Source organism: Enterococcus sp. 7F3_DIV0205 (genome assembly GCF_002141365.2).
Lineage (GTDB): Bacteria > Bacillota > Bacilli > Lactobacillales > Enterococcaceae > Enterococcus_L > Enterococcus_L palustris.
The window spans coordinates 3,159,770-3,174,490 of sequence record NZ_CP147244.1; the positions used below are offsets into that span (position 1 = coordinate 3,159,770).

At 35.8% G+C, this 14,721-nt stretch carries 11 protein-coding genes; 5 read left to right on the plus strand and 6 right to left on the minus strand.

Translation table 11 applies throughout. From position 1 onward, the window contains the following. The first annotated feature begins 502 nt into the window (after positions 1–502). The 3 genes from A5821_RS14705 (at position 503) to A5821_RS14715 (ending at position 5,097) form a co-directional block, all read left to right on the plus strand. Complete coding sequence (locus A5821_RS14705) at positions 503–1,939, plus strand: glycoside hydrolase family 1 protein (RefSeq protein ID WP_086315470.1); 1,437 nt, start codon at positions 503–505, stop codon at positions 1,937–1,939. 297 nt (positions 1,940–2,236) lie between these two features. Beyond that, a complete protein-coding gene (locus A5821_RS14710) occupies positions 2,237–3,568 on the plus strand; it encodes a dihydrolipoyl dehydrogenase family protein (RefSeq protein ID WP_086315471.1) in 1,332 nt (443 codons plus the stop codon). A 272-nt stretch (positions 3,569–3,840) separates the two neighbouring features. Next, positions 3,841–5,097, plus strand: coding sequence for an MFS transporter (locus A5821_RS14715; RefSeq protein WP_086315472.1), 1,257 nt, complete (start codon positions 3,841–3,843; stop codon positions 5,095–5,097). Positions 5,098–5,166: 69 nt separating this feature from the next. Here A5821_RS14715 and A5821_RS14720 read toward each other — a convergent pair whose 3' ends face one another. Genes A5821_RS14720 through A5821_RS14735 form a run of 4 tightly spaced genes read right to left on the minus strand, consistent with a single transcriptional unit; the run spans position 5,167 to position 8,607 of the window. Continuing rightward, positions 5,167–6,336 (minus strand): hypothetical protein, encoded by a 1,170-nt coding sequence (locus A5821_RS14720; RefSeq protein WP_086315473.1) that lies wholly within the window; start codon positions 6,334–6,336, stop codon positions 5,167–5,169. 47 nt (positions 6,337–6,383) lie between these two features. Next, positions 6,384–7,229, minus strand: a complete 846-nt coding sequence (locus A5821_RS14725) for a YitT family protein (protein ID WP_086315474.1) — start codon at positions 7,227–7,229, stop codon at positions 6,384–6,386. Continuing rightward, on the minus strand, positions 7,226–8,365 hold the full coding sequence (locus A5821_RS14730; RefSeq protein ID WP_086315475.1) for a M20/M25/M40 family metallo-hydrolase: 1,140 nt from the start codon (positions 8,363–8,365) through the stop codon (positions 7,226–7,228). Before A5821_RS14730 ends, A5821_RS14725 begins: the two co-directional genes overlap by 4 nt. A 32-nt stretch (positions 8,366–8,397) precedes the next feature. Beyond that, positions 8,398–8,607: a hypothetical protein gene (locus A5821_RS14735; RefSeq protein WP_086315476.1), complete on the minus strand. Its 210-nt coding sequence runs from the start codon at positions 8,605–8,607 to the stop codon at positions 8,398–8,400. 395 nt (positions 8,608–9,002) lie between these two features. Between A5821_RS14735 and cls the strand changes: the two genes are divergently transcribed. Beyond that, on the plus strand, positions 9,003–10,499 hold the full coding sequence (cls, locus tag A5821_RS14740) for a cardiolipin synthase (RefSeq protein WP_086315477.1): 1,497 nt from the start codon (positions 9,003–9,005) through the stop codon (positions 10,497–10,499). Between the two features lie 110 nt (positions 10,500–10,609). Continuing rightward, entirely contained in the window at positions 10,610–12,091 is a 1,482-nt protein-coding gene (locus A5821_RS14745) for a helix-turn-helix domain-containing protein (protein WP_086315478.1), read from the plus strand. A 68-nt stretch (positions 12,092–12,159) separates the two neighbouring features. Here the strand turns inward: A5821_RS14745 and A5821_RS14750 are convergent, their stop codons facing one another. Together A5821_RS14750 and A5821_RS14755 are read right to left on the minus strand one after the other, a co-directional pair. Beyond that, on the minus strand, positions 12,160–13,305 hold the full coding sequence (locus tag A5821_RS14750) for an ArgE/DapE family deacylase (RefSeq protein ID WP_086315479.1): 1,146 nt from the start codon (positions 13,303–13,305) through the stop codon (positions 12,160–12,162). 15 nt (positions 13,306–13,320) lie between these two features. Next, positions 13,321–14,721, minus strand: a complete 1,401-nt coding sequence (locus A5821_RS14755; RefSeq protein WP_086315480.1) for an MFS transporter — start codon at positions 14,719–14,721, stop codon at positions 13,321–13,323.

Sequence of the window (14,721 nt, forward strand, 5' to 3'; positions counted from 1 at the left end):
ATGCTCTACTACTCTCAAAGGGGAAAATAATAAAAGCGTGGATTGTATAGATTTTGTAGTAACAAGTAATCAATTGTAAAAAAACATTTTTTTGAAATAACTAAATATTTTTCTATAATCATGTGATTGCTTTGGATTTGTTTGTTTTTTTCTTGTTTTTTGTGCTGTTTAGTTTTTAATTATTTGTTTTTTTAGAATATAAGTGATTTTAATTTGAAATTATTTTATTTTCAGTAAATAGTCAAAAAAATATTTTTCAAAGGCTAATTAAAGTGGGAAAAGTAATTCAATAGTTGTGTCTAATGTTTGTTGAATCAAGCTCATGCAAGTGCGTGCGAGCTGTATTTTCAGAAAATGTAGATTTTTTTGTTGAGTACCCATCTTTCTGATGAACTGATATTTGACGTATGTTCTTATGAATTGCTATGATTACTATAATGAGTCGATTTATTATTTCATATATAAGATGACTAAAAGGTTAAAACAAAATAGGAGGATAAAGATGGAGCATACACAATTAGATCCGTTTTCAACAGATTTTCTATGGGGTTCGGCATCAGCGGCTTATCAAGTAGAAGGTGCTTGGAATGAAGAAGGTAAAGGTGTTTCTGTTTGGGATGAATTTGTCCGTATACCTGGTAAGACATTTAAAGGAACCAATGGTGATAAAGCTGTTGACCATTACCATCGCTATAAAGAAGATATCGCCTTAATGAAAGAGCAAGGTTTAAAGGCATATCGTTTCTCAGTTGCTTGGACGCGAATTTTTCCTAATGGTCGCGGTGAAGTCAATCAAGCGGGATTACAATTTTATATTGATTTAGTGGATGAGTTAATCAAAAATCAAATTGAACCTGTATTGACGCTATATCATTGGGATTTACCGAAAGCGCTTCAAGACGAGTACCAAGGCTGGGAATCTAGAAAAATTGTAGCTGATTTTACAAATTATGCTGTTACATTATTTGAAGCATTTCGAGGTAAGGTCAACTATTGGGTTAGTTTGAATGAACAAAATGTGTTTATCAGTCATGGCTATCTAATGGCTTCACACCCACCAGCAGTAAGCGATCCTAAGCGAATGTATCAAGCAAATCACTATGCTAATCTAGCGAATGCATCAGTTATAAAGAAGTTTCATGAAATGGGTATGCCGGGAAAAATTGGTCCAAGTTTTGCCTACAGTCCAAACTACTCTTTAAATAGTGATCCTAAAAATATCTTAGCAGCAGAAGACGCTGAAGATTTAAATGCTCATTTTTGGATGGATGTTTATTTGTTTGGCCAATACCCGATTGCCGCACTAAAAATTCTAAAAGAACAAGGGCTAGCTCCGTTGATAGAAACAGGCGATGAAGAGCTTTTAGCTGCTGGAAAACCAGACTTTTTAGGAATCAATTATTATCAAACGAATACAGTCGTTTTTAATCCAATTGATGGAGTTGGGTTAGGGAAGATGAATACTACAGGGGAAAAAGGATCTTCAGAAGAAACTGGACTTCCTGGTGTCTTTAAGCGTGTGGAAAATCCATTTGTTGAACGAACAAACTGGGATTGGGAGATCGATCCAGAAGGGCTGCGTATTGCACTTAGAAGAATTACTAGCCGTTATCGGATTCCTGTATTGATCACTGAAAATGGGCTAGGTGAATATGATAAATTGACAGATGAAAAAGAAATTCATGATGACTATCGAATTGCCTATTTAAGTAGCCATATTCATGCAATCAAAGAAGCGATTACTGATGGTGTTGATGTTTTAGGGTACTGTACTTGGTCGTATACGGATTTATTAAGTTGGTTGAATGGCTATCAAAAACGTTATGGTTTTGTTTATGTGGACCAAGATGAAACTCAAAATGGCAGCTTAAATCGGTATAAAAAAGATAGTTTTTATTGGTATCAAAAAGTTATTCAAGAAAATGGAAATAATGTATAAAGTAGTTGTGGGTGGAGAAACAGATGATTGGTGGATGGATACTTCGTCAAGGGGACGAAGTTAAAATGTCGATCAATGATAGTGAAATGTAGGATCATCAAATAGTCAAGCGAGTTAATGTTGACAAAGAATAACGGGAAAACTTGAAGATAAACAAACTTCAAGTTTTTTTCCATATGGTGAAGCGTCAATCCTATGCACTATTTCTAAACCCTTGCTATAATAAAACTGTATTGTGTGATGAGAGCCATTTGTAATAAAGCTTCACTACGTTGGAAAATAAAGGAGGACGTTACAATGGAGAAATTTGATGTAATCATTATTGGTAGTGGACCTGGTGGTATGGCAGCAGCATATGACATATCAGCCAAAGGTGCGAAAGTTGCTGTAGTGGAAGAAGATCTTTGGGGTGGGACCTGCCCTAATCGAGGGTGTGATCCTAAAAAAGTTCTTTATGGCGCTGTTGAAGCAAGGGATAATCTTCTGCAATTGAAAAATATAGGATTTGATGCAGTACCTGAAATAAACTGGAACGACTTAATGACATTCAAAGAAACCTTTACCAAACCTGTACCAGTTGAACAAAAAGCAGGATTAAGGAATGCTGGGGTTCAAACAATCACTGGAAAAGCTAGTTTTAAAGACAAGCATACAATTATAGTGGAGAATCAAGAGTATCGGTCCGATAAATTTATTTTAGCGACAGGACAAAGACCAGCTATTTTAGATATTCCTGGAAAAGAAAACTTTGGTACAAGTACAGATTTTCTAAACATGAAAGAATTACCTGAAAAAATCGCATTTGTCGGTGGTGGGTACATTTCTCTTGAACTGGCTAATATTGCCAACAGCTGCGGCAGTGAGGTTCATTTATTGCACCACAATGAAAGACCTTTGAAAGGATTTGATAAGGACTTGACCAAAGCGTTGATTGAAAATCTGAAAGTCAGAGGAATTCAATTTCATTTAAATGAGTCTGCTGAATCAGTCACCAAAATAGAGGAGCAGTTTGAAGTTTCTTTAACCAGTCAAGGAACCCTGCTGGTAGATCGAGTATTCTGCGCAACGGGTCGGATTCCTAATGTTGAAGGTCTAAATTTGGAAAAAATAGGTGTTGAGTTTACTCATAAAGGTATTCAAGTAAACGAATATCTACAAACATCTGTAGAAAATATTTACGCAATAGGAGATTGTATACAAAAAGATAAACCCAAATTAACACCTGTTTCTAGTTTTGAAGGAAGATATCTTGCTAAACTGTTTAATGAAAACTTACAGACAGGGATTAAATATCCTGCTTTACCTACAATTATTTTTAGCTCACCTAAATTAGCACAAGTTGGTTTAACAAATCAGGATACTCTTGAAAATGAAAGATATGAAGTTCAAGATCTCGATTTATCTCAATGGTTTACGTATAAACATGTCAATGAATCCTTGGTCAAAGCGAAGATCATTATCGAAAAAGCGACAGGTCTATTAGTTGGAGCAACAGTCCTAGGTAATGAGGCAGATCAACTGATTAATCTGTTTACCTTGATGATCAATCAAAAATTACTTTCAGAACAAGTGAATGAAATGATTATGTTGTATCCAACAGTTTCTAGTGATTTAAGTTATCTATACTAAAAATAAGCTATAAGCGAACCTAGAAAAGTTCGTTTATAGCTTATTTTGATTATGCCGAATAAAAAAATAAAATATTGACTTGTAGCGCTCTGTAAGCAATAATAGGATAATTACTTTAAAAATCTAGGGAAATTGTTTATAGAAAAGTAATTCATAAATTTCATTTATCAATTACATAAAAATAAAGCATTAGATATTATAGACGATTCTTCTTAAACTATATATAGTGAAATAGTGAGCAAAGTTAAACTTAAACAGCTAGGAGAATGGCAATGGAAACGACAAAAAAAAATTATACCTCTTTGATCGGCTCTTTATATACGAATTTTATTTTTCAAGGTATGGCGGCAATTATTTTATCTCAAAATCTTAATGCCTTGATGGATGACTGGCAAGCAACTGTCCAACAAGTGACCTTAGTTATTAGCGGTATTGGTTTGGGACGAGTGTTGATTTTGTACTTTGCTGGTTATTTTTCAGATAAGTTTGGACGTAAAAAAACGGTACAGTTGGGGATCATTAGTTATTTAATTTTTTTCTTAGGGATTTTGATCAGTCAAAATTATATACAAGGTCTATTTTTCGCCCTATTTGCTGGATTTAGTAATGCTTTTTTGGATACAAGCACTTATCCAACCTTGATGGAAGCTTATCCGAATGAAAAAGATAATAGCTCTCTTAGCGTGTTGAATAAAGCCTTTATTTCTTTAGGACAATTTATTTTACCTTTGCTGACACGCTTTATGTTGAACCATGACATTTACTACGGACTTGTTTTTATCGGCTGTGCTTTAGGGCTATTTCTTAATTTACTGTATATTTCTAAACTTAGATTTCCAGAAAGAACGCAGATACAGGAACATGTATCACCGATTGAAAAAGACGAGGCGAATACAAAAGAGAAACGACCACTATTCAAGGTTGAAGGATTGGCATTATTAGTTTTTAGCTTTACTTGTGTATCTACGTTCAATATTTTTATTTTGTGGGTGCCATCTTTTGCAGAGTCACTAAATCTTATGAATCATTCAAATAGCTTGGTTTTGGTCAGTGCTTATAGCATTGGATCCTTTGCATCCGTATTTTTAACGTCATTGATCGTAAAACGAGGGGTTGCGCCGACGTTATTACTTGTTTGGTGTACGTTGATCTCACTATTCTTGTTAATTGGTATGACGGTATTTCCAAGTGTGCCAATGTTTTTAATTGGCTCGATCGGTATCGGTGTTTTTGCGGCCGGAGGTATCTGGCAATTAGGACTTGCCGTATTGTTGGAGTTGTTTTCAAAAGGAAAAGGAAGAATCACGAGTTACTACTCAATTGCAACATCTGTCTCTGTAATGGTCGTTCCCTATATCACGGGTCAATTGGCAAAAATCAATGTGTCATTGATTTTTGGATTGAATATCTTTTTGACTGCGATCGGAGTGATTGCGGCAGTGATCATTCGATATCGTTATAAAAAAGTAATGAGTGAATGGAAAGAAATCGATAAAGGGATCGTTGAATTAAAAGGGATTATAGACTGATAGATGATAGAGAAGTAAAAGAAAAAGTATGTCCAATTTTTTCTAGGACATACTTTTTCTTTTTTTAATCTAACCAATCAAATTCACTAAAATCCCAGTTATAAAAACAGACGTAATCGTTACGGTAGAAAATCCTGCAATCACCATCTTAGGTAGAATCTGTCCCTCGATCAAGGCGATTTCTTCAGGAGTTCCATTCACGCTTTTTGCAGCTTCTTGGCTGAGAATCATCGTACCTGGGAATCCATATAATGAAGTTAAACCGATCGCAATGGACATAGACAAGCTATACCCTAAAAACTTTCCAGCAATCGCGGCGAATATAACATTTCCAGTAACACCAACTAAAAATGAAAGTGTTAATGGTAAAATCAATTCGATCAGGTCATGAATGGAAATCGTAGCTAAAGGACCAAAAATGATGATTAAGATAGCCAACATCATTAAACCATATGCATCAATGCCATTCAAAATATTTGGTTTGAAAAGATTTAACTCTCTTAGTGCAATCCCAAATAACAAACAAAGGATAAAGGTATTGATCATGCCATTCGTCAAGTTATTAACAAATGTAGCGAGTAAAACAGTAACTCCAACGACGAAGAGTGTACCAGCTGTTGTGTGGAAAAGCTCAGGTAGACGTGTTTTCTTTTCTTCTTTTTCCTCGATTTTATCAGTATTAGCAAAAGCATCTGGGTTTGCTTGATATTCCTGATGTAAACGGTTGGCTTCTTTTCTTAGAATCAATGAAGTTAAAGGGAAACCAATCAATCCTTGAAATGCAGAAATCAAAACTGGTAAAACAGCCACTGATAATAAGCCCGCAGCTATTGCTGCATCTTGAACCATGATGATCGAAATTGTACCGCCAGAGATCGCGCCAATTGCTGCAATCGCATAGCTTTGGCTTTCAAATAAAGGACCAACAAGAAGTAAAGCAGCCACGATTCCCAGTGTTGCGGCGACGCCAATCAAAAAGGTTCGCCATTGTTGTTTAAATTCTTTCAAACTGATCGTGGTTCCTAGATGGACTAAGATAAACCCGACAACAGTTGTTCCTAAGGCTAATAACGATGAACTAGGAAGTAAATCTTCTGGAAACAAGTTTGTTTTAAATCCAATCAAAAAGATTAATGAGGCAATTAGCAAGGTTGAGAGTAGGGATTTTGTTTTTTTTGAGATATAATCACTGACCGTCCAAACAAGCATAATAATTGTAAAAGCTAACACAGAATTCATAATTTTCGCGCTCCTTTTCTTGATAGATGTTTTCTTTTTTGACTAACTCACTGAATAGGGTGATAAGTAAAACCTAAACCGTGAACTTCAGCGACATTTGAAACGATGACAAATGATTTTGGATCAATCTGATCAATAATCTGCATGACTGCTGGATATTCACTATTTGAACTGACAATCATCAACATTTGATTTTCTTGCTCGGTTTTTCCACCAGTAACATTGAAGAGTGTGACACCTCGATTAACAGTTTGCAATAGTTCTTCTTTGATCTCATTTGTTTTATCTTGGCTGAAAATCAAAATAGATTTTCTTCGCTTAACTCCAGTTTCGATATAGGTCATGACGATCGACGTGATGATGATCGATAATATTGCAAACAGAAATGATTCAATACCAAAGATGAAAACATTCAGTAAGACAATAAAAGCATCCGTAACTAGTAGACCTGTTGAGGTATTAATGTGCCAATATTTTTGTAAGATTAGTGGAGGAATGGTAGTTCCGCCACTAGAAGCCCCAATCTTATATAGAATTGCTACGCCGATCCCAAAAATGGCACTGCCAAAAATAACCGATAATAATCGATCTGAGGTAACCATTATTTCAGGAACGACGGCTAAAAATAAAGGGAACAATAAGCTGCCGATCAGTGTATTAAAGAACACTTTTTTTCCTAAAAAGATGATTGTTAAAAGGAGCATCAAACAATTTAAAACCAACACGATGATTGATCTATCAATCGAAAAAGCAGCTTCTGCCAGAATACCTAATCCACTTACGCCTCCTGCTGCTATATGATGGGGACCCAAAAACATATTGATCGAGATGCTCAGCAGCAAGACCGCAAGAATGATCAGAAAAATATTTTGGCCTTTCCTAAGCGCAGTCATCTTGGCGACCCGCTTGAAGTATCGATGTTCGGGATTTCATCGAGGATTGCTAAAGCTAGTTCAACTGACTTCAACATTTCAGTAATTGGGATGTATTCATTGACTGTATGGATTTCTTCGTATCCAATGGATAGATTCAATGTTGGTTTACCATGAGCATTAAAGATATTGGCATCACTGCCGCCACCGCTAATTTCAGGGATAAAGGTACGACCAATTTTACTTGTTGCGGCTTTAGCAATTCTAAAAGGATCAGAATTGTCAGCTAAATGAAAACCAGTTGCTTTTTGATCAACAGAAAGAGTGAAGTTACCGCCATACTGGATTGAAGCTTGTTGGAATGCATGTTCTAACGAAGCAAGAAAGGCACGTGCTGTTTCATCTGAGATCGACCTTACTTCTCCTTGGATTGTCAAATGCTCCATCACGACATTGACACCAGCGCCACCAGCAATTTTTCCGATATTTGAAGTAGTGTGTTCATCAAGTCGGCCGAATGGAATGGCTTCAAGCGCAGTCTGAGCAATTGTAAAGGCAGAAATTCCTTTCTCTGGTTCTAAACCTGCGTGTGCCGCTTTTCCTGTCACTTCGATGTCGAACATATATAAGAAAGGGCTGGCAACAATTCCGTGTCCAGCTGGACCAGAATTATCAAATACGTAGCCAAATGTTGAATCGATCAATGACATATCCAATGCTGCTGCTCCAATCAAACCGATTTCTTCACCAGGGGAAAAGACCAACTCGATTGGGCCTGTTTCGATATTGTTTTCTAGAATTGTTTCCATCATTTCTAAAAGAATCGCGATGCCAGCTTTATTGTCTGCGGCTAAAATCGTTTCGCCTTTAGAGTAAAGAATACCGTTTTTTTCGACTACTTCAATATTTTCACCAGGCTCTACGGTATCCACATGGCAAGAAAAAAAGATTGGCTCTTTAGCTAAATTTCCAGCGTGTTTTGCGATTAAATTGTTTGCTCCAAGTTTTGTTGTCTCCATAGAATTATCTTCATAGACTATTAAACCTAATGTTGTTAGTTTATCTTTTAATAATTGAACAAATGCCCCTTCTTGACGAGAAATTGATGCTACTTCGACTAACTCAGTAAATGTATCAACTAATCTTTTTTTATTCATTTAAAAACATCCTTTCTTATTTATGCCTATTTTTATTCCTTAACCATCCAAATTTCATCAATCAATCTGATCTGATGTAACTTAAAATCTTGCAACAAAGAAATGTGACAAATAATTTTTTCCATAGCAATTTCTTCATGTGATTCCATAGAAACAAATTGTTTTGCAATCGTTTCGCCATGCTTATTCAATAGTATGGCTTCAAAAAGGTATCCGTAAGAGAAATACTGCTCTATTTTCATGTTTAACCCTCCCTTTTATAAAAGCGTAATGAGTTCAGCTAGCTTTGACAGGAAAATAGGATGTGGTATTTTTTGAGCAGTGTCTATTTTCCCTGCTTGTTTTCTATATCACAAATTTATCACGGGAAGTTGTTAAATTGAATGGCAAAAAAAGTAGTGAATTGGCATTTTTTGCCATTATTATAATTTTTTTATCTTAGAACCCAATAACCGCAAGGGATTAGTGCAATACTTGATGTGTATCTGGCAACATTTTCCCTTAAAGTGAAAAAAATGCCTGTATTATTGGATTTTAATTCGTTATTATAATGAATAAATAAGTTTTTTGTGTAAAAGAATTATAGTGTTCTTTAGATGAAATCGATAGAATAATTATTTTTTAGAGGAGGGTAATCATGAATCAAACAGTACGGCAGTTTTGTATCATTTTATTTGTTACGTTACTCACATTAGGTACGATTTTCATATTTTTCCCGCAGTTTATGTTGATTATTTTCACATTGTTTGAGCTGCTGTCGATTTTATTAAGTATCTACATTGTTTTTAGACGAACAGATGTGACGAGCGTAAAAATAGCTTGGGTGCTGACTTTGTATTTTGTACCAATTGTGGGGCTATTTCTGTATCTTTTTTTTGGACGGAAGAATCTAAAAAGCAATGCGATTCAAAAGCGAGAACAAGAAGCCTTGATTTACTATGTTCAGAATTTAGAAACGAAGGATCTTGAGCATTTAAGTAATGTAGAAGAAAAAAACAAACAGTTGTCTGGAAAAGCAGTGTTGGGTGGCAATCGGTTTGATGTACTAACGGATGGAGAAGAGACATTTACAGCGATTTTTTCGGCATTAAACAAAGCGGAACATCATATACATTTGTTTTATTTTATAATCAAAGAGGATGAACTTGCTGATAAACTTAGAAATATCCTGATAAGGAAAGCAGCGGAAGGCGTGCAGGTTCGATTTGGAGTGGACGGCTTAGGTTCAGTTAAATTATCTGATGAGTATTTGGATTCTTTAAAAGCTGCCCAGATAGAAGTAGAAATTTTTAATCCGATTCGATCGTTTTATCACATTGCTAGGGCGAATTGGCGCAATCATAGGAAAGTGATCGTCATAGACGGCAAAGTTGGTTTCACTGGAGGCTTAAATGTTGGAAATGAATACTTAGGAATCACATCAAAGTTTTCTCATTGGCGGGATACACACTTGCAAGTAACAGGGGCGTTAGTTACAGAACTTCAGGAAGCGTTCTTATATGATTGGTTGTATATGAAAAACAGTCATGGAAGCGCCAGTGAGTTTATGACAGAAGATTACTTTCCGATTATTGAGGAAGGAAATGACGAAGGACAAGTGATTTATGGCGGACCCTACGATCAAGAGCGAGTAGTTCGTGATGTTCTTTTTAATTTGATGGACTCGGCTACGGAAAAAATTTCTATCGCAAGCCCATATTTCGTTCCTGATGACGAGATGCTGGCTTTGCTAAGAAGAGTAGCTCGCAATGGAATCAAAGTGGAAATTATCATTCCAGGGAAAGGTGACAGAAAACTTTCTTATTATGGAAATGACTTTTACTTAGAAGCTTTAGTTAGTGCGGGCATTCATGTTTATAAGTATGATAATACAGCTTTTTTACATTGTAAAATAATGATTATTGATGAAAAAGTTGCCACGATCGGTTCAACTAATTTTGATATTCGTAGTTTTGATATCAACCACGAAGTGTCTGCCATTTTGTATAGTGGACAAGCGATTCAAAAATTAACAGCTGATTTTAAAAAGGACAAAATCAATGCTAGAAAAATAACCGCGCTTGAATTAGCACAAAGAAGCACTTGGCAAAAAATCAAAGGCAAAATATGCGGCTTGTTTGCCCCACTTTTATAAGAGGAAAAGAATCATATCAGGCGTCTTTTAAAAGCGCGCATGCTATACTATTACTAGGTATTTTCAATAAAGATAACTAAACTGAACGACACACCTAAGGGGGAAAAAGCATGCGGAAATTGTATATAGATTTAGTAACAGACAAAAAAGCGATCCGATTGATTCAGTTGATTTATTTTTTGGCGGATACGTCTGATTTATTAACAATGGAAGATGTGGCAGATAGTTTAGGTGTGACTAAAAAGACGTTAAAGAGTGATTTAGAGCTGCTACAAGAATATAGCCCCGTGATAGATGGTTTTGTGCAAGTGAAAAAAGAAACAATTATTTTTAATCGAGATAGCACCTATACGATTGAAGAAGTCTTATCAGATATCATTGATCAACAACCGCTTTTTACGTTATTGAGTGCTCTTTTGGATGGTGAAGAATATTCTATCGAAACTTGGTGTGAACGTATTTGGCTATCAGAACGTACATTAAGACGCTATTTACCTAGTCTGACTGAAGTATTGGAACGATATAACCTAACCTTACAATTGTCTCCTTTTCTAGCTTTGGTTGGTGAGGAAGCGAATATTCGGTATCTCTATTTTGATTATACAAGTCAGCGTGGATGGAGAGAAGAAGATATTCACTTAGATACAATGGTACAAAAATTTTATTATGAGTTTCAGGAAGCATTTTTAAAAAAGTACCAAAGAGTTTTAACATTGGATGCTAATCGGGCGAAGTTATGGCATCATGTGATCTTACAAAGAGTCAACAAGCAATTATATATGCCAAAAAAACAAGATCCTACACAAAAATATCCTATGACAAAGCGTTTTGACGTATTTTCTGAGATTTATGACCAATTGATGAAAAAGTATTTTTCAATAGAAAATCTACCTTATGAAGAACATATTTATGCTTATATAACAACCTTGGCAAGTGTGATCTATTTGCCTCCTGAAGGGGAAATTTATTCGATCAATCTGACACGAAAATCTAATTATGAGAATAAGTATAATGCGATCTTTGATTTTGAAGGAACGATTCCTTTAGATCCATTAAAAAGCGAAGAGATGTATCATTGTGTGAATTCATTTTTGGAAAATATCAGCTTATTATCCAGAATAACACCGCTGTTTCAAAGAAACTCATTTGAATTAAATCAGTATGCAAAAACAGAATTTCCTGAGATTTATCAAGCTTGTTTGACTAAATTAAAACAAGTTCAATTAACACATGATGCGAAGTTGCTTTATCCAGAGGATGTAGCGACCAACCTGAGTTTACTTTTTAGTTCATATTTAATCGACACGACGATCGAAAATAATAAAAAAATTCTTTTAAGTATTTCTGGTGAAGCCTGTTATGTACAACATTTGATTGCTCTTTTAAAAAAGAGAATTCCAAGTAATTTTGATGTTGTCTGGGTTTTTAATGAAAAAATTACAGAAGAGTATGTAAAAAAAGAAGGAATCAACGTGATTATTTATAACCACGTAATGTTAGTACCACTTGAAGGGTGCCTAAGTATCAAGGTTTCGCAGTTTCCAGCAATAGGAGAATTGGAAAGATTGACGAAAAAGTTATTTGAAATTTGAGTGGAGTTGAAAACGATAGAAAAAGTCGAAATGAACGGACTGAAGTTCATTTCGACTTTTTTTATTGTTTATTTCAAAAATTCTTTTGCAAGAGTTTCATTGATTGTAATCATTTGATAAAAATCATTAATATCAACGAATTCATTCGGTTGATGTGCGTATTTTGTTTCACCTGGACCGAGGATCAAAATTGGGAACTCTTTTTTTACTCGTCCAAATTGAGAGCCGTCGGTATAACCTGTCATACCAAATGTATTAGCTGGGCTATCTGTCACTTTTGAAACGACTTTTTGTGTTAAGACAGTGAATGGATCGTCAAGTTCAGTTTTCATTGAGGGTAAATCATTGATGAATTCAATTTCGGCTTTAAAATCTGGTACTGTTGCTGTTAATTTATCCAACATGTCTTTGAATTGTTGTTTCAGTTCAGTGTGATCTTGTGCTTTGATTGTGCGAATGTCGATTTCTACTGTACATTTATCGGGTACAACATTTGTACCATTGCCGCCATTGATAATATCTAGGCTAGAAGTCGATGCACCCACTAATTCATCCACAGATTGAGAGAAATCAAACGTTTCTTTAAAGGCATTTAAAACTAAAAGCATATGCTCAATCGCATTTACTCCTTGATCTGGCATTGAGCCATGCGCTGTTTTCCCGTAAGTTGTGATGCGAGGCCATAAAGCACCTTTGTGCGCTACACCAATTTCAACATTTGTTGGTTCACCGATCACTAATGCGTCTAGATCATCGGCATAGCCTTTGTCGACTAATTGACCAGAACCGATAGCACTAGTTTCTTCTCCCACAGTAGCTAAGAGTTTGACTGATCCTTTGAAATTAGCACCTGCTTCTTTTAAACGAATCATCGCAACAACAGCTGCGATCAAGCCTGATTTCATATCGCATGTGCCGCGTCCATAAAGTAAACCATCTTTTTCAATTGCTGCAAATGGATCTTCCTCCCAAGGGATTTCGCCTACAGGAACGACATCCATATGGCCTGAAAAACCTAAGACAGGACCTGCTTCATTGCCTTTTAATGTAGCAACTAACTGATTACGTCCCTCACTATATTCAACTTGTTCACAAGGAATATCATACTGTTCAAAGAGCGTTTGTAGTTTATCGGCAACTAGTTTTTCTTTTCCTAAAATACTTTTGATTTGAACAACTTCTTTTAATAATTGTAATGCTTCTTGATTATTCATGGATAGTTTCTCTCCTTATACTTGTTTTTCTTTTGGAATAATAAATACGATAGAACCTAAAGCTAAAACGCAGAAAAGAATATTTGTCAGTAAGCCGAATGTAGCTCCTTGAGTATAATTTCCTCCAGCACTAAAGCCGTTATAGACAGCAGCAGAAATGGCTACTCCTAATGCTCCGCCAAGTGAGCTGGCCATTTTATAAATACCAGAAGCTACACCGGCCTTTTCATTCGGTACACTGGAAATCGCAGTATCAGTAGATGGTGTTGCATACATACCTAGACCCATTCCGAATAAACTGTAGCCAATAAAAACTAAGACAAAGTATGCAGTTCCTGTAACCATAGTTAAAGCCATCAAACCAACACCAGTACCAGAAAGAATCGTGCCCCATAACATTGGTTTTTTTGCGCCGATCGTTTGCAATAATTTTTCACCGATGCGAATCGTGATCAAAACTAGACACAAGTAACCGATCGATAACATCCCTGTTTTAGCAGAAGAAAGACCACGCCCTTGTTGGACATAAGTGTTGATTACGATCAAAGTACCGGCAACCGCATTTAACAAGAAATTTGAAATCGTTGCACCAAGGTAGCCGCGGTTTTCAAATAAAGAAAATTCTACAAAACTATTATCCATTGCTTGTTCTACTTTATAAAAAGCAATCAATCCAATGATAACTACTGCCGCTAAGATAAGGACAATGGGACTAGTCCAGCCTAATTCTGACCCTTTAGAAACGACAACGTTCAAGGCAACCATTGAAACGATAAACAAAAGTAAACCGATTGAATCAAATTTACTATTACTATTAGATTCAACCTTGCTTTCGGGTGTACCAAAAATCAATAATGCACTTAAAATTGAAACGATGATTGAAAAAATAAAGACATAACGCCAACCTAAAGAACTAGCAATGGCACCACCGAAGAACGAACATAAACCAGAACCGCCCCAAGAACCAATTGACCAGTAACTTAAAGCACGTTGCCGATCTTTTCCTTCGTAGTATGTTTTAACTAAAGCCATTGTAGCAGGCATGATACAAGCAGCTGATAAACCTTGTAAAATCCGTCCACCGACAAATAAAACAGGTCCGTGTGCAATGACTAAAGCCCCTGACCCAATAACACTTAAAATAAGACCGATATACGTTAATTTCATTCTACCCAGCTTATCTGCTAGGCCTCCAGCTACAACGATAAAAATACCTGAGAATAAACCAGTCATGGAAATTCCTATGTTTAAAACGCCAGAAGAAACACCTAAGTCACTTTGAACGGCTGGCGCCATATTTAGTAAAGATTGGGCAAACAACCAATAGGTCAAAACACTTAATACGATTCCTATCAGTAATTTATTTGTCCCTTTATATGTTGCAGCATTTGCTGCTGTATGTGTTGTTGCTTTCAT